Source organism: Streptomyces sp. NPDC031210, assembly GCF_055570395.1.
On record NZ_JBVIHH010000002.1, the window covers coordinates 242,482 to 262,400 of the forward strand.

Genomic DNA, 19,919 nt, shown 5'->3' on the forward strand with positions numbered 1-19,919 from the left:
CAGCCGCCCCTCCGCGCCCGTCAGGTCGCCGAAGTGCTGGACCTGTCCCGGCCGGGACCACAGCAGGTCGCCCGGCGTCAGCTCGTGCTCCCGGAAGTCGACGCTGTGCGTCAGCCGGCCCCGGTCCAGGAGCAGCAGGTGGTGGAACCCGGGCCGGTGCGGGGTGGCGAGCCGGCAGGCGTCCGCGCGCTCCCGCAGCTCGGCGAGGGTCAGCACCTCCACGCCGGCCGGCCGCCCGGCCGGCGCGGAGAACGCCACCTCCCGGATCTCCGGAACCGGCGTCTCCGCCACATGTCGCATTCTGACCATGCCCCGTCTCCTGGCTACCCCGGAAAGCCCCGCTGACACCCCTAGCGTAGAAGACGCCGAAGGGCACGCTGACAGAAACCGGAAATCCTCGGTGGCCGCCCTTCCCTCACCCCTCGACCCACAGATGGAGCCCCGCCATGTCCACGATCGCCCTCTTCGGAGCCAACGGCACCATCGGCAGCCGCATTCTCGACGAGGCCCTGCGCCGCGGCCATCAGGTCACCGCGGTCGTCCGCGCCCCGGCAAAGGTCACCGTGCGCCACCCGGCTCTGACCGTGACGACCGGCGACGTCCTCGACCCGGCCTCCGTCACCACCGCGGCCAAGGGCCACGACGTACTGGTCAGCGCGGTCGGCGGCGGCGACGGCCCCGGCCACCTCGCCACCATCGCCCCGGCCGCCGAGTCCCTCGTCGCCGGTCTGCGCGCCCTGGGCGACGCGGCCCCCCGCCTGATCACCGTCGGCGGCGCCGGCTCACTGCGCACCCCGGACGGCAGGCGGGTCTGGGACGCCGAGGGCCTGCCCGCGTTCCTGCTCCAGATCATGCGCGCGCACGGCGACGCGCTCGACTACTACCGCACCGTCTCCGACATCCGCTGGACCAACCTCAGCCCGGCCGCCACCATCGCGCCCGGCGAGCGCACCGGCACCTACCGCACCGCCACCGACGACCTGGTCACCACGGCCGACGGCACCAGCCGCATCTCCACCGAGGACTACGCCGCCGCCCTCCTGGACGAGATAGAGGCCCCCCGCCACCTCGGCGAGCGTTTCACCGTCGGCTACTGACGACCCGCCGCACCGTCAAGACCCCGGACACGACGAAGGCCCGATCCGCTCTCGCGGACCGGGCCTTGGCCGTTGGGGTGAGTAACGGGACTTGAACCCGCGACATCCTGGACCACAACCAGGTGCTCTACCAGCTGAGCTATACCCACCATGACCGGTGCTGTGTGGTTCTTTTTCCCCACCGGCTGAGAAAAAGTGTACAGGGTCCCGAGGGGTGCTCGCTCCCGGGTTTCCCCTCACCCGGGAGCGAGCCGGGTCACTTCGGTGCGGACCGCTCCTCGGCGGCCAGGACGTGCTTGGCGGCGATGGCCTTCGCGGTTTCCGAGTCGGGACCGGGCGGCGGCACGAAGACCGCCTCCCGGTAGTAGCGCAGCTCCGCGATGGATTCGCGGATGTCCGCCAGCGCCCGGTGGTTGCCGTTCTTGTCCGGACTGTTGAAGTACGCCCGCGGGAACCAGCGCCGGGCCAGCTCCTTGACGGAGGAGACATCGACGATCCGGTAGTGCAGGTAGTTCTCCAGGCCGGGCATGTCGCGCAGCAGGAAGCCACGGTCGGTGCCGACGGAGTTCCCGCACAGCGGGGCCTTCCCCGGCTCCGGCACATGCTTCTTGATGTACGCCATGACCTGCGCCTCGGCGTCCTCCAGCGTCGTGCCGCCGTCCAGCTCGTCCAGCAGCCCGGAGGAGGTGTGCATCTGGCGCACCACCTCCGGCATGGTGGTCAGCGACTCGGCCGGGGGGCGGATCACCACATCCACCCCGTCGCCCAGCACATTCAGCTCCGAGTCGGTGACCAGCGCGGCCACCTCGATGAGCGCGTCATTCGCCAGCGAGAGTCCGGTCATCTCGCAGTCGATCCACACCATGCGATCGTTCATATGCCTCACCCTACGGGGCGCTCACGCTGGCTGGGCAGCACGGGGCGGCCCGCGCCCCTGCCTACGGGTGCTTCCGGCAGCCGCGAGGCGAACGCGTCCGACTGCGGTTTGCCGGCTTCACCCGTTTCGGTGCCCCCCAGTGCGGACGCCGGCCCGTGACCCGCGCCCACCGCGGCGGCGGAGAACCGCTCCGCGCCGCCGACCGCCGCCGTACGCTCCCCGCGCTCCGGCCGCTCGGACCGCTCCGGACGCAGCGCGGGCTCGGGAGCCCCGTTCTGCGGCCGGCGCGCGCGGTAGGCCGCGCGGTAGGCCGCCGGCGAGGCGCCGAGCTGCCGCCGGAAATGACCGCGCAGCGCGACCGGCGAGCGGAATCCGCAGCGCCCGGCGACCTCGTCCACCGAATAGTCGGAGGTCTCCAGCAGCCGCTGGGCCTGCAGCACCCGCTGGGTGATCAGCCACTGCAGGGGAGCGCTCCCGGTCAGGGAGCGGAAGCGCCGGTCGAAGGTGCGCCGGCTCATATAGGCGCGCGCGGCCAGCGTCTCCACGTCGAACTGCTCGTGGAGGTGCTCCAGCGCCCAGGCGACGACCTCGGCGAGCGGGTCGGCGCCGATCTCTTCAGGTAATGACCTGTCCAGGTAGCGCTGGTGCCCCATGTCGGAGGCCGTCCGGCGCGGCGGTACGACGAGCCGGCGGGCCAGCGCGTTCGCGGCGTCCGCGCCGTGGTCGGTCCGCACGATGTGCAGGCACAGGTCGATGCCCGCCGCCGTCCCCGCGGAGGTGAGCACGTCGCCGTCGTCGACGAAGAGCTCGCGGGGGTCGACATGGACGGACGGATAACGCTTGGCCAGCGTCGGCGCGTACATCCAGTGCGTCGTGGCGGGCCGGCCGTCGAGCAGTCCGGCCGCGGCGAGGACGAACGCCCCCGTGCACAACCCGACGATTCTGGCCCCTTCTTCGTGCGCGCGGCGCAGCGCGTCGAGCGCGGCGGGCGGCGGGGCCTGGGTGATGGAACGCCAGGCCGGTACGACGACCGTCCCGGCCCGGGAGATCGCCTCCAGCCCGTAGGGGGCCGATAGTTCGAGCCCCCCGGTCGTGCGCAAAGGCGCGTCTTCGCCCGCGCACACAAGAAGCCGGTACCTCGGAACGCCTGCGTCTTGGCGGTCGATGCCGAAGACCGAGAGCGGAATGGAGCTCTCGAAAATGGGGCCGCCGCTGAAGAGGAGCACCGCGACTATTTCGCGGCGTCGTCGGGCGGCGAGCTTGCGTGCGGCATCTGGTACGGCAGCGGAGTCCTGGCTCATGGCACTTAAGCCCCCCTCGGTCGTCTCGCCCTCTCGGTCCTGCACAGTTCCCCCGCCGTTACTACCAAGATCGAATCTACTGTGTCCCGTGAGGATGGAGTGCCAAGTTCACCACCCGCTGGTATGTCGATATGGCAACTTGGCGCGAAGCATTCGATCACGAAGCGTTCCACTCGTCAGGTCTGCATGGGAAGTACGCCTCTCGGCTCTGCCCGTTCGCCGTAGGGCACAACCATGCCCAGCGGTCCTTTCCGCCCTGCTCACGCCCGGGTTGGGGGGTGGTTGGGGCAAGGCGAGCGACCCGGCCGGAAGTTGGCTGAAAACGGTCGCGCGCAGACTTGCGGGAGCCTCAATCGACCGGCGTGCGCCCTACGGAATGCCGTCCGCCGCCGTGCGCCCCTGCCCCGGTATGTACCCTTCTGACCCGGTGCCGTCCGGCTTCCTGGGCCAGGACCCGGGCCGCGGTCCGTTCGGATCGCCGCAACAGGGTTCGACAGGCGCAGGTCACCGCGGCCAGCCCGGCCGCGGTGGCTGCCGCGCCACCGAAAGAGGCCCCGCTCAGGAGGAGGACGCAGGGCACCAGGACGCAACTGAACGCCCCCCAGCGCACCACGTCGCTCACTGGGTCGGGTGAGGTGTCGGACGGAACGGGCACCGCGTACTCCCTTCAGGCAGGCAGCTACTACAACGCGGCCGGCGATCACGGGTCACCGCGAGGGGCGCGTACAGGGGCATGGCGGGGCATTGCCATCCGCGCCACGCTCCGGCATGCTCCGGGGAACCGTTCGAGGCCCGAGATCCGCCGCGCGGGGGCCCGAGATCCCCGGCGGACCCTGGGCAGCGGGGGAGTGGCGCCGTACTCTTGGGGTATGGGCTTGGGAAGATGATTCCCGGTCGTATCGTTCCTCATTGAACTATGGCTCCGCTCCTCGATCGGGCAAGCTGAAGTCAACTGCCGGATCAAGTCAATCGCCGTTCCCCGTTCGCCCCTCCGCAAGAGGACGTCCTCGCCGAGACATCGATGGCCGGTCACGAAATCCCCGAACCCGCGGACCGCAAGCAGGTCGCCGATCCGATGGCGGACCTCCAAGCGGCGGAAGAGACACGCCACTCCTGCGACCCCGCCTTCCAGCACGGCGTCGTGGTCGGCTTCGACGGCTCCATGTCGAGCGAGCGGGCGTTGGCGTATGCAATCGGTATGGCCCGGCGCCTCGGCTCCGGCCTGATCATCGTCCATGTGGCCAACCGGCTGCCGACGACCGTCTGGGCGGGCTGCGAGCCCCCGGTCTTCGTGGACGTCCCCGATCACCGTACGGAAGTCCTGGGCCTGGAGCTGGCCTGCGCCGACCACCTCACCGAGGTCCCCTGGATCCTCGTCGAGCGCGGCGGCGACATCTGCCACGAGCTGGAGGAGGTCGGCCGGGAGTACGAGGCCGACGCCATCGTGGTCGGCTCCACGCACGGCCTCGTCGGCCGGATCTTCGGCTCGGTCGCCGGACGGCTGGCCCGCCGTGCCCAGCGCCCGGTGATCACGATTCCCTGACCGGCGGACGACCGGCCGGCCCCCCCCCCCCCGCGCGCCGGCCGGCATGCCCTCGCCCCGGCCGATGCCTCCCGGCCCGCCACCGGCTGAGCACCCCTCACGCGGGGCCCGGTCGCCGGCGGCCGGGAGGCGGCGCGTCCCGGCGGACTACTCCACCGTGACGGACTTGGCCAGGTTGCGGGGCTTGTCGATGTCCCGGCCGAGGGACAACGCCGTGTGGTAGGCGAGCAGTTGCAGCGGGATGCCCATCAGGATCGGGTCCAGCTCCGGCTCGTTCTTGGGCACGACGATGGTGTGGTCGGCCTTCTCCTGCTCCTGGTGGGCGACGGCCAGGATCCGGCCGCTGCGGGCCTTGATCTCCTCCAGCGCGGCGCGGTTCTTCTCCAGCAGGTCGTCGTCCGGCACGATCGCGACGGTCGGCATCGCGGGCTCGATGAGGGCCAGCGGGCCGTGCTTCAGCTCCGACGCCGGGTAGGCCTCCGCGTGGATGTAGGAGACCTCCTTGAGCTTGAGCGACGCCTCGCGCGCCACCGGGTAGCCGCGCACCCGGCCGATGAACATCATCGACTTGGCGTCCGCGTACAGCTCGGCCAGCTTCTTGATGTCCGCCTCGCCGTCGAGGATCTCGGTGATCTGCGCGGGCAGTTGGCGCAGGCCCTCGATGATCCGCTTGCCGTCCGCGACGGACAGGTCGCGGATCCGGCCCAGGTGCAGGGCGAGCAGCGCGAAGGAGACCACCATGTTGGTGAAGCACTTCGTGGAGACCACGCAGACCTCGGGACCGGCGTGCACGTAGATGCCGCCGTCGGTCTCCCGCGCGATCGCCGAGCCCACCACGTTGACCAGGCCCAGCACCCGCGCGCCCTTGCGCTTGAGCTCCTGGACGGCCGCCAGCACGTCGTAGGTCTCACCGGACTGCGAGACGGCGACGTACAGCGTGTCGGGGTCCACGACCGGGTTGCGGTAGCGGAACTCGGAGGCCGGCTCGGCGTCCGAGGGGATGCGGGCCAGCTCCTCGATCATCTGCGCGCCGATCTGGCCCGCGTGGTAGGAGGTGCCGCAGCCCAGGATCTTCACCCGGCGCACGCCGCGCGCCTCACGGGCGTCGAGGTTCAGGCCGCCCAGGTGCACGGTGGAGAAGCGGTCGTCGATCCGCCCGCGCAGCGCGCGGTCCACCGCGTCCGCCTGCTCGGAGATCTCCTTGTGCATGTACGTGTCGTGGCCGCCCAGGTCGTACGACTCGGCCGCGTACTCGACGGTCTCCGGCGTCGCCGTCGTACGGGAGCCCTCGGTGGTGTACGTGCGGTAGTCGTCGGCCTTGAGGGTGGCCATCTCGCCGTCGTCGAGCGTGACGACCTGGCGGGTGTGCGAGACCAGCGCGGCGACGTCGGAGGACACGAACATCTCGTGCTCGCCGATGCCCAGCACGACCGGTGAGCCGTTGCGGGCGACGACGATGCGGTCGGTGAAGTCGGCGTGCAGCACGGCGATGCCGTACGTGCCCTCGATGTGCCGCAGCGCCTCGCGGACCTTCTCCTCCAGCGTCTCGGCGGCGGAGCGGCCGATGAGGTGGGCGAGCACCTCGGTGTCGGTCTCGGAGGCGAAGACGATGCCGTCGGCGGTCAGCCGGGCGCGCAGCTCGGAGGCGTTGTCGATGATGCCGTTGTGGACGACCGCGACCTTGCCCTCGGTGTCGAGGTGCGGGTGCGCGTTGTCGTCGGTGGGCGCGCCGTGCGTGGCCCAGCGGGTGTGCGCGATGCCGGTGGTGCCCGCGAAACGTTTCGGCAGCCGGGCCTCCAGCTCACGGACGCGGCCCTTGGCCTTGGCGGTCTTCAGGCCGCCCGCGGCCTTGCCGGGGCCCTTGGCGTGCAGGGCGATGCCGGCCGAGTCGTAGCCGCGGTACTCCAGGCGCTGAAGGCCCTCCAGGAGCAGCGGAGCGACGTCGCGTTTGCCGATGTATCCGACGATCCCGCACATACAGTGACCCTCCAGTTGTTCGTTCGTGGGTGCCCGGCCGCCCGGCCGGTCGGTGCCGCGGCCCGCCTAGCCGTAGACGAGGCGGCGAAGCTGGCGCAGCGAGAGTTCCGGCGGGGTCACGGCGCGGTGCGGCAGCTCCTGGGAGATCCGCTCGAAGATCGCCTCGTTGCGCAGCCCCTGGGACTGCAGCTCGCGGTGTCTGCGGCGGACGAACCCCTCCGTGGTCTCGTCGAAGTACGCGAGCACGTCCAGGACCACCCGCGCGGCCTCGCCGCGGTGGAGCGGCGTGCTGCGTACCAGGTGGTCAACGAGGTCCTCATGGGACGGACGGCGATCGGGCACCCGACGATACTGCGGGGCGGCGCGGAGATTCGCAAGAAATCTGCCCGCTATCGGGCACGTCCCCGGGATGGCGGCTGGAAAGTGGTCTAAACCTTGACCTGATCTCAGGCTCACGGTACGCATGGTCACCGTTCGGTCGCTCCATGCCATGCAGAAGGTGCCACCCCCAACGTGCCCTGCACGAAGCTCGCCGAAGGGACCGTAGATGAGACGACGCAGACTCCTCCTCTCGCTGCTGCTGGCCGTGGCGGCGGGAGCGGGAACCGCCGCCGTACCGCCCCAGCCCGCCGCCGCGCCGCCCGTCACCCCCCTGGGCCAGGTGGTTCCGGCCCCCGCGTCCGTCCACCCCGCCACGGACGGCTACCGCCTCGGCGAGCGGACCCGCATCCGCGTCACCGCCGGCGGCGCCGAGGCCCGGCGGGTGGCCGGCTACCTCGCCGGCCTGCTGCGGCCCGCCACCGGCCTCGCCCTCCCGGTGACCACCGAGGACGGCCGGGACGGCATCGTCCTGCGGCTCGGCGGCTCCGCCGGCAAGGGCCTGGGCCCGGAGGGCTACCGGCTGACGTCCGGCGGTGACTCCGTCACCCTCAGCGCCGCCCGCCCCGCCGGCCTCTTCCACGGCGTGCAGACGCTGCGGCAACTGCTGCCCCACAGCATCGAGCGGCGCACCACCCAGGCGGGGCCCTGGCGGCTGCCCGGCGGCACCCTCACCGACTCCCCGCGCTACGGCTACCGCGGCGCGATGCTCGACGTCTCGCGGCACTTCTTCACCGTCGCCCAGGTCAAGCGCTACATCGACCAACTGGCGCTCTACAAGATCAACAAGCTGCACCTGCATCTCTCCGACGACCAGGGCTGGCGCATCGCCATCGACTCCTGGCCGCGGCTGGCGACCTACGGCGGCAGCACCCAGGTCGGCGGCGGACCCGGCGGCTTCTACACCAAGGACGACTACCGCGAGATCATCCGCTACGCCGCCGCGCGCTATCTGACGGTGGTCCCCGAGATCGACATGCCCGGCCACACGAACGCCGCGCTGGCCTCCTACGCCGACCTGAACTGCGACGGCGTGGCACCGCCGCTCTACACCGGCACCAAGGTCGGCTTCAGCTCCCTGTGCGTGCCGAAGAAGGTGACGTACGACTTCGTGGACGACGTCATCCGCGAGGTGGCGGCGATGACCCCCGGCCGCTATCTGCACATCGGCGGCGACGAGGCGCACTCCACCAGCCACCAGGACTACGTGGCCTTCATGGACCGGGTGCAGCCGGTCGTCGCCAAGTACGGCAAGACGGCGATCGGCTGGCACCAGCTCACCGGCGCCCACCCGGCCAAGGGCGCCGTCGCGCAGTACTGGGGCTATGACAAGACCGGCGCGGCGGAGCGCGAACAGGTGGCCGCCGCCGCCCGGAACGGCACCCCGCTCCTCCTCTCGCCCGCCGACCGCGCCTACCTCGACATGAAGTACGACAAGGACACCCCGCTGGGCCTGGCCTGGGCCGGATACGTCGGCGCCAAGCGCTCCTACGACTGGGACCCCGGCACCTACCTGAACGGTGTGCCCGAGCGGTCCGTCCTCGGCGTCGAGGCGCCCCTGTGGACGGAGACCCTCTCGACCTCCGCCCACGTCGAGTACATGGCCTTCCCGCGGCTGCCCGGGATCGCGGAGCTCGGCTGGTCGCCCGCCGCCACCCACGACTGGGACACCTACAAGGTGCGCCTGGCCGCCCAGGGGCCCCGGTGGGACGCCATGGGCATCGGCTACTACCGCTCACCGGAGGTGCCGTGGCCCCCGAAGTGAGGCCGGCCTGACCCGAGGGAGAGGGCCTAGCCCGGGAGCCCCAGCTCCCGGGCGATCAGCATCCGCTGCACCTCGCTCGTGCCCTCGCCGATCTCCAGGATCTTGGAGTCGCGCCACATGCGGGCGACCGGGTATTCGTTCATGAAGCCGTAGCCGCCGTGGATCTGGGTGGCCTCCCGGGCGTTGGTGACGGCGATCTCCGAGGAGTACAGCTTGGCGAGGGCCGCCTCCTTCTTGAACGGCTCGCCGTGCACCAGGCGGGAGGCGGCGTCGCGCCAGGCCAGCCGGGAGGTGTGGGCGCGCATCTCCATGTCGGCGAGCTTGAACTGGATCGCCTGCTGCGCGCCGATCGGCTTGCCGAAGGCGTGCCGGGCCTTGGCGTAGGCGAGCGACTCGTCGACGCAGCCCTGGGCGAGGCCGGTGGCCAGGGCCGCGATGGCGATCCGGCCCTCGTCGAGGATGCGCAGGAACTGGGCGTAGCCGCGGCCCTCCTCGCCCAGCAGGTTGGCGGCCGGCACCCGGACGTCGGCGAACGACAGCTCGCGGGTGTCGGAGGCGTTCCAGCCGACCTTGGAGTACGGGGCGGCGACGGTGAAGCCGGGGGTGCCGGACGGCACGATGATGGCGGAGATCTCCGGGCGGCCGTCCTCCTTGCGGCCGGTGACGGCGGTGACCGTGACCAGGCCGGTGATGTCCGTACCGGAGTTGGTGATGAAGCACTTGCTGCCGTTGATCACCCACTCGTCGCCGTCGCGCACCGCGGTGGTGCGGGTGCCGCCGGCGTCCGATCCGCAGTCGGGCTCGGTCAGGCCGAACGCGCCGAGCAGCTCACCGGCGCACATCCGCGGCAGCCACTCGCGCTTTTGCTCCTCGGTGCCGAAGTGGTACAGCGGCATGGCGCCCAGCGAGACCGCGGCCTCCAGGGTGATGGCCACCGAGGAGTCGACGCGGGCCAGCTCCTCCAGGGCGATGCCGAGCGCGAGGTAGTCGCCGCCCATGCCGCCGTACTCCTCGGGGAACGGCAGCCCGAACAGGCCCATCCGCCCCATCTCCTGGACGATCTCGTAGGGGAAGGTGTGCTGCTCGTAGAACTCGCCGATCTTGGGCGCGACGACGTCGTGTGCGAACGCCTCGACCGTGCGCCGGAGTTCTTCCAGCTCCGAGGGGAGGCGGTGGTCCAGGGACATGGGGTCACTCCTTGTGGGAGAGGGCGCGGACGGTACGGGAGGGGCTCGGGCGGCCCAGGTTTTCGGCCATCCACACGCTTGTGGCGGTGAGCCGGCCGAGGTCGACGCCGGTTTCGATGCCGAGGCCGTGCAGCATCCAGACGAGGTCTTCGGTGGCGAGGTTGCCGGTGGCGCTCTTGGCGTACGGGCAGCCGCCCAGGCCGCCCGCCGAGGCGTCGACGGTGGTGACGCCGTGCTGGAGCGCGGCGAGGGTGTTGGCCAGTGCCTGGCCGTAGGTGTCGTGGAAGTGGACGCCCAGCCGGGAGGTGGGCACCCCCGCGTCGTTGAGGGCGGCCAGCAGCGCCTTGACGTGGCCGGGGGTGGCGACGCCGATGGTGTCGCCCAGGCTCAGCTCGTCGCAGCCCAGGTCGGTCAGGGCGCGGCAGACCCGGACCACCCGCGCGACGGGCACCGGGCCCTCCCAGGGGTCGCCGAAGCACATCGAGAGATAGCCGCGCACGTGCACCCCGGCGTCCTTGGCCCGTTCCACGACGGGTGCGAACATCGCCAGCGCCTCGTCGACGGTGCGGTTGAGGTTGGCCCGGGCGAACGATTCGGTGGCGCTGGCGAACACCGCGATCCGGCGGGCGCCGAGCGCGAGCGCCCGGTCCAGGCCGCGGTCGTTGGGCACCAGGACCGGCAGCCGCCGCGGGTCGAGATCGGCCAGGAGCGGGAACAGCTTCTCGGCGTCGGCCAGTTGGGGCACCCACTTGGGGTGCACGAAGCTGGTCGCCTCGACGGCGGGCAGACCGGCGTCGGCGAGCCGGTGGATGAACTCCGCCTTGATCTCCGTGGGGACGACCGCCTGCTCGTTCTGCAGGCCGTCGCGGGCGCCGACCTCATGGATCCGCACGCGGGCGGGCAGCCCCTCGGCGGTGACCTCCATCGGCAGTCCGGTCACGGTCATGACGCGCTCCCCTCCTCGCCACCGGAGGCGGACGGGGAGTCCTCGTCCGGCTCGTGCGGGGCGATGACGGCCAGGACCTGGTCCATGGCGACGGTGGTGCCCGCGGTGACGTCCAGTTCGGTGACGGTCCCGGCGTGCGGTGCGGCGATGACGTGCTCCATCTTCATCGCCTCGACCACCAGCAGGCCCTGACCGGCGGTGACTTCCTGACCGACGGCCACCTTCACGACGGTGACGGTGCCCGGCATCGGCGCGGTCAGCGCGTCCGCGCCGTGCGCCCCGGCCGCTCCGCGCAGCGCCTCGGCCACCGGGTCGTGATCCTGGACGTGCCAGGAGTCGCCGTCCCGGCCGAGCCAGTCGCCGCTGCGGTGGAAGGTGTGCAGCACGCCGTCGACCGTCACCCGGACCAGGTCCGGCTCGACCCGCACCGTGTCCGGGGCCGCCGCGCCGGGCGTGACGTCGTAGGGGACCGGGTCGTGGCCGGGCACCCGCAGCCAGTGCCGGGTCGGGACCGGTCCGCCGCCGAGCCGGAAGCCGGTCGGGGCGGCGAACGGGTCGCGCCAGCCGTCGTCGCCGACCGCCGGTTCCAGGGCGGCCTGCCGTACCGCGGCCGCCGCGGCGTAGACCTCCGCCGGCACCTCGCGCTCCACCAGCCCGGCCGCCTCCCGCTCCACCAGCCCGGTGTCCAGCTCGCCGGACACCACGTCCGGGTGGGCCAGCAGGCGGCGCAGGAAACCGGCGTTGGTGGGCACGCCGAGGATGACGGTCGAGGCCAGCGCGGCGCGCAGCGCGCGCAGCGCGGCGGCGCGGTCCGGGCCGTGGGCGATGACCTTGGAGAGCATCGGGTCGTAGAGGCTGCCGACCTCGGCGCCCTCGGAGAGCCCGGAGTCGGTGCGCACCCCCTCGCCCTGCGGCTCGCGCAGCGCCAGGACGGTGCCGCCGGTCGGCAGGAAGTCGCGGGCGCCGCCCTTGACGGAGACGGTCTCGGCGCAGATCCGGGCCTCGACGGCGTGCCCGCCCAGGGTGATGTCCTCCTGGGCGAACGGCAGCCGCTCGCCCGCGGCGACCCGCAGTTGCCACTCCACCAGGTCCAGGCCGCGCCGTCCCGCGACGGACACCGTCAGCTCGGTGACCGGGTGCTCGACCTGGAGACGGGTGTTCATCTCCATGAAGCAGTACGCGGAGGGGTCCTTGCCCGGGACGATGAACTCGACGGTGCCGGCGCCGCGGTAGCCGCAGGAGCGGGCGGCCTGGACGGCGGCCTCACCCATGGCGGCGCGGGTGGCCTCGTCCAGCAGGACCGAGGGCGCCTCCTCGATGACCTTCTGGTGGCGGCGCTGGAGGGAGCATTCGCGCTCGCCGAGGTGGACGACGTTGCCGTGGGCGTCGGCCAGGACCTGGATCTCGATGTGCCGGGGCCGGTCGATCCAGCGCTCCACGAGGAGGGTGTCGTCGCCGAAGGAGGCGCGGGCCTCGCGGCGGGCGGCGGCGATCTCCTCGGCGAGCCGGGCCTGGTCGCGGACCAGCCGCATGCCCTTGCCGCCGCCGCCGGCGGACGGCTTGAGCAGCACCGGCACGCCGATCTCGCGGGCGGCGGCGGCCAGTTGCCCGTCGCTCAGCCCGCTGCCGGAGGAGCCCGGCACCACCGGGACGCCGGCCGTGCGGACCGTCTCCTTGGCGCGGATCTTGTCGCCCATCAGGTCGATGGCCTCGGCGGACGGGCCGATGAAGACCAGTCCGGCGTCCGCGCAGGCACGGGCGAAGGCGGCGTTCTCGGCGAGGAAGCCGTAGCCGGGGTGGACGGCCTGGGCGCCGGAGCGGGCGGCCGCGTCCAGCAGCCGGTCGATGGACAGATAGCTCTCGGCGGCCGGGGCCGGGCCGATCCGGACGGCCGTGTCGGCCTCCCGGACGTGCCGGGCGCCGGCGTCCGCGTCGCTGAAGACGGCGACCGAACGGATGCCGAGGGCCCGCAGCGTACGGATGACGCGGACCGCGATCTCGCCGCGGTTGGCGATCAGGACGGTGTCGAACATGGTCATGTGTGCCCTCACATCCGGAAGACGCCGTAGCCGGGCGCGGTGCTGTCCTTGAGCGGAAGTGGCGCGTTTGCGCAGGCCGTCAGCGCCAGCCCCAGCACCTGCCGGGTCTCCAGCGGGTCGATCACCCCGTCGTCCCACAGCCGGGCGGTCGCGTAGTAGGCGCTGCCCTGGGTGTCGTACTGCGCGCGGATCGGGGCCTTGAAGGCGTCCTCGTCCTCGGCGCTCCACTCCTGGCCGTGCGCCTCCAACTGGTCGCGCTTGACGGTGGCGAGGACGGACGCGGCCTGTTCGCCGCCCATCACCGAGATCTTGGCGTTCGGCCACATCCACAGGAAGCGGGGGGAGTAGGCCCGGCCGCACATGGAGTAGTTGCCCGCGCCGTAGGAGCCGCCGATGACGACCGTCAGCTTGGGCACGCGGGTGCAGGCGACGGCCGTGACCATCTTCGCGCCGTGCTTGGCGATGCCGCCCGCCTCGTAGGAGCGGCCGACCATGAAGCCGGAGATGTTCTGGAGGAACAGCAGCGGGATGCCGCGCTGGTCGCACAGCTCGATGAAGTGGGCGCCCTTCTGGGCGGATTCGGAGAACAGGATGCCGTTGTTGGCGACGATGCCGACCGGGTGGCCGTGCAGACGCGCGAAGCCGGTCACCAGCGTCGTGCCGTACTCGGCCTTGAACTCCGCGAAGCGGGAGCCGTCGACCAGCCGGGCGATCACCTCCCGGACGTCGTAGGGCGTCCGGGAGTCCGCGGGCACCGCGCCGTAGAGGCCGGCCGGGTCGGCCTTGGGCTCCTCGACGGGCCGTACGCTCCAGGGCAGCGGTGCGCGGTCGCCGAGGGTGGAGACGATGGTGCGCACGATCCGCAGGGCGTGCGCGTCGTCCTCGGCGAGGTGGTCGGTGACCCCGGAGGTCTTGGCGTGCACCTCGCCACCGCCCAGCTCCTCGGCGGTGACGACCTCGCCGGTGGCGGCCTTCACCAGCGGCGGCCCGCCCAGGAAGATCGTGCCCTGCTCGCGCACGATGACGGCCTCGTCGCTCATCGCCGGGACGTACGCGCCCCCGGCCGTGCAGGACCCCAGGACCGCCGCGATCTGCGGGATGCCGGCGCCGGACATCCGCGCCTGGTTGTAGAAGATCCGCCCGAAGTGCTCGCGGTCGGGGAAGACCTCGTCCTGCATCGGCAGGAAGGCGCCGCCGGAGTCGACGAGATACAGGCACGGCAGGTGGTTCTCCAGGGCGATCTCCTGCGCCCGCAGATGCTTCTTGACCGTCATGGGGTAGTACGTGCCGCCCTTGACGGTGGCGTCGTTGGCGACGATCACCGTCTCGCGGCCGGAGACCCGCCCGATGCCGGCGATCACCCCGGCGGCCGGCGCCGCGCCCCCGTACATCCCGTCCGCGGCGAGCGGCGCCAGCTCCAGGAAGGGCGAGCCGGGGTCCAGGAGGGCGTCCACCCGGTCCCGGGGCAGCAGCTTGCCGCGCGCGGTGTGCCGCGCTCTGGCCTTCTCGCCGCCGCCCAGCCGCGCCGCGGCGAGCTTCTCGCGCAGCTCCGCGGCCAGCTCGCGGTGCGCGGCCTCGTTGGCCCGCCAGGAGTCGGACGCCGGATCGGCGGCACTCCCCAGCACCGGTGCCTGCTCCATCAGTACGAGCCCCCTTGCTCGGTCACGCTGCCCGGGTGCCGCGGTGGCGGGCCGGGCGGTCCTTGAGTTAATGGGCGTTAACCTCATTTCCCTCAGGTTAACGAGCACTAACCCGGCTGTCTACAATTGGCGGCATGAGTAATGCGCACGCTCCCGCCGCGACCAGCCGCCGCGAGCAGATCCTCAAAGAGGCGGCCCGGCTCTTCGCCGAGCGCGGGTTCCACGGCGTCGGGGTGGACGAGATAGGGGCCGCCGTGGGCATCTCCGGCCCCGGCCTCTACCGCCACTTCGCCGGCAAGGACGCGATGCTCGCCGAGCTGCTGGTGGGCATCAGCGAGCGGCTCCTGGCGGGCGGGCGGATGCGGGTCGAGGAGGGCGGCGAGAGCCCCGAGGCGGTCCTGGACGCGCTGATCGAGGGCCATATCGACTTCGCGCTGGACGACCGGCCGCTGATCACGGTGCACGACCGGGAGCTGGACCGGCTGCGCGAGGCCGACCGCAAGCGGGTGCGGCAGTTGCAGCGGCAGTACGTCGAGCTGTGGGTGGAGGTCGTGCGCCAGGTTCACCCGGGCCCGTCCGAGGCGCGGGCGCGCGCCGCGGTGCACGCCGTCTTCGGCCTGCTCAACTCCACCCCGCACCTCGGCCGCCCCGGCGCGCTGCCGGGCCGCACGGAGATGGCGGAGCTGCTGCACCGGCTGGCGCTGGGCGCGTTCGGCGCGGTGGCCGCCGAGCCGGCGGCGGGGCGGCCGGTGGGCGCCACGGCCATGGGGGCGTAGCTCACATCCGGATCGTCGGAGCACCTCTGGACAGTTTGGTGACCGGCCGGTAGCTTTCGCTGGAGAGAAGGCTGAGCAAGCGCTTAGCCAGTGGCGGCGGTCAAGGAGGCGACGGAGCACATGCGCCGTACGGTGTTCAACGAGGACCACGAGGCGTTCCGGGAGACCCTGCGGGCCTTCATCGAGGCCGAGGTCGTGCCCGTGTACGACGAGTGGTTCGCCGCGGGCCAGGCGCCGCGCGACTTCTACTACAAGCTCGCCGAGCTCGGCGTCTTCGGCATCCGCGTCGACGAGGAGTACGGCGGCGCCGGCATCGACTCGTACAAGTTCGAAGCCGTGATGTACGAGGAGACCGCCCGCGCGGGCGTCCAGTTCGGCGGCTCCGGCGTGCACGTGCTGCTCGGCCTGCCGTACATAAAGATGCTCGCCGACGACGAGCAGAAGAAGCGCTTCCTGCCGAAGTTCGTCTCCGGCGAGGAGATGTGGGCCCTGGCGATGACCGAGCCGGGCACCGGCTCCGACCTCGCGGGCATGAAGACCACCGCCAAGCTCTCCGAGGACGGCACGCACTACGTCCTCAACGGCTCCAAGACCTTCATCACCGGCGGTGTGCACGCCGACCGCGTCATCGTCTGCGCCCGCACCTCCGCCCCGACGGCCGAGGACCGCCGCCACGGCATCTCCCTCTTCGCCGTCGACACCAAGTCCGAGGGCTACTCCATCGGCCGCAAGCTGGACAAGCTCGGCCTGAAGACCTCCGACACCGCCGAGCTGGCGTTCGTCGACGTGAAGGTCCCCGTCGAGGACCTCCTCGGCGAGGAGAACAAGGGCTTCTCCTACCTCGGCCACAACCTCGCGTCCGAGCGCTGGGGCATCGCCTTCGGCGCGTACGCGCAGGCCGCCGCGGCCGTCCGGTTCGCCAAGGACTACGTGCGCGAGCGCACCGTCTTCGGCAAGCCGGTCGCCGCCTTCCAGAACACCAAGTTCGAGCTGGCCGCCTGCCAGGCCGAGGTGGACGCCGCCCAGGCCGTCGCCGACCGCGCCCTGGAGGCCCTCGACAAGGGCGAGCTGACCCCGGCCGAGGCCGCGAGCGCCAAGCTGTTCTGCACCGAGGTCGCGCACCGCGTCATCGACCGCTGCCTCCAGTTGCACGGCGGCTACGGCTTCATGAACGAGTACCCGATCGCCCGCCTGTACGCGGACAACCGCGTCAACCGCATCTACGGCGGCACCAGCGAGGTCATGAAGATGATCATCGCGAAGGACATGGGCCTGTAGGCCCCGAGCGCCGCACGCCCGTGAACGACGCACTGCGGTCCCTGCTCGATCTGCTCGACCTGGAGCGGATCGAGCAGGACATCTTCCGCGGCCTGAGCCGGGCCGCGGTCGTGCCCCGGGTCTTCGGCGGCCAGGTCGCGGCCCAGGCCCTGGTAGCCGCCGGGCGGACGGTCCCCGCCGACCGCCCGCCGCACTCCCTGCACGCGTACTTCCTGCGGACCGGCGACCCCGGCGCGCCGATCGTCTACACCGTCGACCGGATCCGCGACGGCCGGTCCTTCACCACCCGCCGGGTCGTCGCCGTCCAGCACGGCCAGCCGATCTTCCACCTCTCGGCGTCCTTCCAGTTCCCCGAAGAGGGCCTGGAACACCAGGAGCCGATGCCGCCGGCCCCCGACCCGCTGACGCTGCCCACCGCCGCCGAGATGCTGCCGCGCTACGCCGACCGGTTCACCGAGCCCGGCGTCACCGAGCGGCTGCTCCAGGCGCGGGCCGCGGTCGATCTGCGCTACGTCGACGCCCCGCCGTTCGGCACCGCCGGCGAGCCCCGCGAGCCCCGCTCGCAGGTGTGGTTCCGCACCAACGGATCACTGGACGCCGCGGTGGCGGGCGGCACCGGTGACGGCAACGCCCTCACCCGGCCACTGCTGGACATCTGCCTGGTCACCTACGTCTCCGACATGACCCTGCTGGACTCGGTGCTGCTCGCGCACGGCCGGGGCGGCTGGGCGGTCGGCGACGTCGTCGGCGCCAGCCTGGACCACGCGATGTGGTTCCACCGGCCGCCGCGCGCCGACGACTGGCTGCTGTACGACCAGGAGTCCCCCACCGCCCAGGGCGGCCGGGGCCTGGGCAAGGGCCGGATCTTCACGGCCGACGGGCAACTGGCGGTCTCGGTGATCCAGGAGGGCGTGATCCGGGTGCCGCGGGGGGCGCGGGCGGCGCGGGTGGCGCCTGGCGGCTCCTAGGGGGCGTCGGCCCGTGTGCGTACCCCGGCCCGTGTGCGTGCGCTGCGGCCCGTGTGCGTGCGGCGCGGGCCGTATGCGTGCACCCGCCCCGTCACCGCAGTTCGGCTCACCGCAGTCCCGCGTCACCGCAGGTCGGCGGCCTCCAGCAGGTAGGCGGTCAGCGGGTCGTAATGCCGGGGGCTCAGGACGTGGTCGTCCAGCGGGATCGTGACGCGCAGGGTGCCCTCGGCCTCGGCGAGGAACAGGGCCGGGTCGTTGCTGTCCGCGAAGCCCACCGCGTCGATACCGCGCCGGCCCGCGCAGCCCGCCCAGCCGTGGTCGGCCATCACCAGGTCCGGCAGCGGCCGGCCCGCCCGCTCCAGCCCGTCCAGGATCGCGGCCATCGGCTCGGGTGAGTGGGTGTGCCACAGCGTCGCCCCGCGCTCCAGCATGGCCACGTCACCGAACTGGAAGACCATGCCGTCGTCCGCCTGCAGACCGTCGGGAATGACGACGATCTCGCAGCCCCCCGCGCGCAGCGCCTCGGCCGTCGCCCGGTGCACGTCCAGCAGCCCGCCCGGGTGCCCGGTCGCGAACAGCACCCGCTGCCGGTCGGCGGCCGCCTTGCGCAGTACCGCCGCCGCCCGGTCCAGGGCGTCCACCGTCAGCTCCGGGTCGATGGTGTCCTGGCCCTGCCGGTGGTGCGGATCGTCGTTCACCCCGCAGCGTTCCGCCATCACGGCGAGCACGTCCTGCTCGTCCGTCCAGCGGTCGCCGAACTCCAGCCCGAACCAGTAGTGACGGTCGCCGTTGGCGAGCTTGCGGTAGTGGGAGAGGTTGTTCTCGCGGGGGGTGGCGACCTCACCCGCGATCCGGGTCCGCACCAGGTGGTCGACGAGTTCGGCACGGGTGGGGGCTGCGACTGCAGAGGCTATCGGCATAGCGCCATTGTGCCCGTACGCCTCTTCGGGGGCGGCGGGGTTCCGCAGCGCGGACAGCGCGCGCCGGGCGCCCGGCGCGACGTGCGCGGCGCGGGCGAGGGCCGCGCCTGGCCAAAATGTCGAACGCCCCCCGGACCGAATCCCGCAAATGTCCATGGGCGAAGGGCGCGACCCTCCCTACCCTCACCCTCATGACCACCGCATCCCGTGAGCCCGTGGGCCCCGTCGACTCCTCCCGCATCCCGCGCTACGCCGGCCCGGCGACCTTCGCCCGCCTGCCCCGCCTCGACGAGGTCGGCGGCCGCGCCGATGTGGCCGTCGTCGGTGTCCCCTTCGACACCGGCGTCTCCTACCGCCCCGGCGCCCGCTTCGGCGGCAACGCCATCCGCGAGGCGTCCCGCCTGCTGCGCCCGTACAACCCGGCGCAGGACGCGTCCCCGTTCGCGCTCGCCCAGGTCGCGGACGCCGGGGACATCGCCGCGAACCCCTTCAACATCAACGAGGCCGTGGAGAGCGTCGAGGCCGCCGCCGACGACCTGCTCGACACCGGCGCCCGCCTGATGACCCTCGGCGGCGACCACACCATCGCCCTCCCCCTCCTCCGCTCCATGGCGAAGAAGCACGGCCCGGTCGCCCTGCTCCACTTCGACGCCCACCTGGACACCTGGGACACCTACTTCGGCGCCGAGTACACCCACGGCACGCCCTTCCGCCGTGCCGTCGAGGAAGGCATCCTCGACACCTCCGCCCTCTCCCACGTCGGCACCCGCGGCCCGCTCTACGGCAAGAAGGACCTCGACGACGACGAGAAGATGGGCTTCGGCATCGTCACCTCGGCGGACGTCATGCGCCGCGGCGTGGACGAGGTGGCCGACCAACTGCGCCAGCGCATCGGCGACCGCCCCCTCTACATCTCCATCGACATCGACGTCCTGGACCCGGCCCACGCGCCCGGCACCGGCACCCCCGAGGCCGGCGGCCTGACCTCCCGCGAACTCCTGGAGATCCTGCGCGGCCTGGCCGGCTGCCACCTCGTCTCCGCCGACCTGGTCGAGGTCGCCCCGGCCTACGACCACGCCGAGATCACCTCGGTCGCCGCCTCCCACGCCGCCTACGAACTCACCACCATCATGTCCCGCCAAATAGCGGCCTCCCGCCCCTGACCGCAGGGCACCCACCGGGCACACAGCGACGGCCCCCACCTCAGACGAGGCGGGGGCCGTCGCT

General features: G+C 72.2%; 17 protein-coding genes and 1 tRNA gene. 7 read left to right on the top strand and 11 right to left on the bottom strand.

Going from position 1 to position 19,919, the window contains the following annotated elements; all coding sequences use genetic code 11:
- Window positions 1-309 (bottom strand): AraC family ligand binding domain-containing protein (locus ACZ45Z_RS04845; protein WP_468356132.1); only part of this gene is annotated, 309 nt, incomplete at its 3' end.
- 137 nt (window positions 310-446) lie between these two features.
- On the opposite strand from ACZ45Z_RS04845, the gene ACZ45Z_RS04850 reads away from it, so the two are divergent.
- Window positions 447-1,097 (top strand): NAD(P)-dependent oxidoreductase, encoded by a 651-nt coding sequence (locus ACZ45Z_RS04850; protein WP_468356135.1) that lies wholly within the window; start codon window positions 447-449, stop codon window positions 1,095-1,097.
- 73 nt (window positions 1,098-1,170) lie between these two features.
- On the opposite strand, the gene ACZ45Z_RS04855 is transcribed toward ACZ45Z_RS04850, so the two are convergent.
- The 3 genes from ACZ45Z_RS04855 to ACZ45Z_RS04865 all read right to left on the bottom strand — a co-directional run bounded on the left by ACZ45Z_RS04855 (window position 1,171) and on the right by ACZ45Z_RS04865 (window position 3,275).
- A tRNA-His gene (locus tag ACZ45Z_RS04855) sits at window positions 1,171-1,246 on the bottom strand.
- 107 nt (window positions 1,247-1,353) lie between these two features.
- Window positions 1,354-1,974: an oligoribonuclease gene (gene orn, locus ACZ45Z_RS04860; protein WP_468356138.1), complete on the bottom strand. Its 621-nt coding sequence runs from the start codon at window positions 1,972-1,974 to the stop codon at window positions 1,354-1,356.
- A gap of 5 nt (window positions 1,975-1,979) precedes the next feature.
- Window positions 1,980-3,275 carry a GlxA family transcriptional regulator gene (locus tag ACZ45Z_RS04865; RefSeq protein WP_468356141.1) on the bottom strand — a complete coding sequence of 432 codons (1,296 nt, stop codon included), beginning with the start codon at window positions 3,273-3,275 and terminating at the stop codon, window positions 1,980-1,982.
- A 1,021-nt stretch (window positions 3,276-4,296) separates the two neighbouring features.
- Here ACZ45Z_RS04865 and ACZ45Z_RS04870 point away from each other — a divergent pair.
- Window positions 4,297-4,818, top strand: coding sequence for a universal stress protein (locus tag ACZ45Z_RS04870; protein ID WP_468356144.1), 522 nt, complete (start codon window positions 4,297-4,299; stop codon window positions 4,816-4,818).
- A gap of 147 nt (window positions 4,819-4,965) precedes the next feature.
- Here ACZ45Z_RS04870 and glmS read toward each other — a convergent pair whose 3' ends face one another.
- Both glmS and ACZ45Z_RS04880 read right to left on the bottom strand, forming a co-directional pair.
- Window positions 4,966-6,795, bottom strand: coding sequence for a glutamine--fructose-6-phosphate transaminase (isomerizing) (gene glmS, locus ACZ45Z_RS04875; RefSeq protein WP_468356147.1), 1,830 nt, complete (start codon window positions 6,793-6,795; stop codon window positions 4,966-4,968).
- A 66-nt stretch (window positions 6,796-6,861) separates the two neighbouring features.
- On the bottom strand, window positions 6,862-7,137 hold the full coding sequence (locus ACZ45Z_RS04880; protein WP_468356150.1) for a hypothetical protein: 276 nt from the start codon (window positions 7,135-7,137) through the stop codon (window positions 6,862-6,864).
- Between the two features lie 205 nt (window positions 7,138-7,342).
- On the opposite strand from ACZ45Z_RS04880, the gene ACZ45Z_RS04885 reads away from it, so the two are divergent.
- A complete protein-coding gene (locus tag ACZ45Z_RS04885; RefSeq protein ID WP_468356153.1) occupies window positions 7,343-8,938 on the top strand; it encodes a beta-N-acetylhexosaminidase in 1,596 nt (531 codons plus the stop codon).
- Between the two features lie 26 nt (window positions 8,939-8,964).
- Here the strand turns inward: ACZ45Z_RS04885 and ACZ45Z_RS04890 are convergent, their stop codons facing one another.
- From ACZ45Z_RS04890 to ACZ45Z_RS04905, 4 genes are read right to left on the bottom strand one after another with little or no spacing between them, the layout of a single operon-like run.
- Window positions 8,965-10,125: an acyl-CoA dehydrogenase family protein gene (locus tag ACZ45Z_RS04890; RefSeq protein WP_468356156.1), complete on the bottom strand. Its 1,161-nt coding sequence runs from the start codon at window positions 10,123-10,125 to the stop codon at window positions 8,965-8,967.
- A gap of 4 nt (window positions 10,126-10,129) precedes the next feature.
- Window positions 10,130-11,071, bottom strand: a complete 942-nt coding sequence (locus ACZ45Z_RS04895) for a hydroxymethylglutaryl-CoA lyase (protein WP_468356159.1) — start codon at window positions 11,069-11,071, stop codon at window positions 10,130-10,132.
- Window positions 11,068-13,110, bottom strand: a complete 2,043-nt coding sequence (locus tag ACZ45Z_RS04900) for an acetyl/propionyl/methylcrotonyl-CoA carboxylase subunit alpha (protein WP_468356162.1) — start codon at window positions 13,108-13,110, stop codon at window positions 11,068-11,070. Before ACZ45Z_RS04900 ends, ACZ45Z_RS04895 begins: the two co-directional genes overlap by 4 nt.
- Before the next feature lie 8 nt (window positions 13,111-13,118).
- Window positions 13,119-14,750: a carboxyl transferase domain-containing protein gene (locus ACZ45Z_RS04905; protein WP_468356165.1), complete on the bottom strand. Its 1,632-nt coding sequence runs from the start codon at window positions 14,748-14,750 to the stop codon at window positions 13,119-13,121.
- 134 nt (window positions 14,751-14,884) lie between these two features.
- Between ACZ45Z_RS04905 and ACZ45Z_RS04910 the strand changes: the two genes are divergently transcribed.
- From ACZ45Z_RS04910 to ACZ45Z_RS04920, 3 genes are all read left to right on the top strand, one after another.
- Complete coding sequence (locus ACZ45Z_RS04910; RefSeq protein WP_468356168.1) at window positions 14,885-15,526, top strand: SACE_7040 family transcriptional regulator; 642 nt, start codon at window positions 14,885-14,887, stop codon at window positions 15,524-15,526.
- Window positions 15,527-15,646: 120 nt separating this feature from the next.
- The gene (locus ACZ45Z_RS04915) at window positions 15,647-16,804 is read left to right on the top strand and encodes an acyl-CoA dehydrogenase family protein (RefSeq protein ID WP_468356171.1); all 1,158 of its coding nucleotides are present in this window, start codon (window positions 15,647-15,649) and stop codon (window positions 16,802-16,804) included.
- 20 nt (window positions 16,805-16,824) lie between these two features.
- Window positions 16,825-17,772, top strand: coding sequence for an acyl-CoA thioesterase (locus tag ACZ45Z_RS04920; RefSeq protein ID WP_468356174.1), 948 nt, complete (start codon window positions 16,825-16,827; stop codon window positions 17,770-17,772).
- Between the two features lie 122 nt (window positions 17,773-17,894).
- Here the strand turns inward: ACZ45Z_RS04920 and ACZ45Z_RS04925 are convergent, their stop codons facing one another.
- Entirely contained in the window at window positions 17,895-18,692 is a 798-nt protein-coding gene (locus ACZ45Z_RS04925; RefSeq protein WP_468356177.1) for a phosphatase, read from the bottom strand.
- A gap of 191 nt (window positions 18,693-18,883) precedes the next feature.
- On the opposite strand from ACZ45Z_RS04925, the gene speB reads away from it, so the two are divergent.
- Window positions 18,884-19,855, top strand: coding sequence for an agmatinase (speB, locus tag ACZ45Z_RS04930; RefSeq protein ID WP_468356180.1), 972 nt, complete (start codon window positions 18,884-18,886; stop codon window positions 19,853-19,855).
- Window positions 19,856-19,919: the final 64 nt, after the last annotated feature.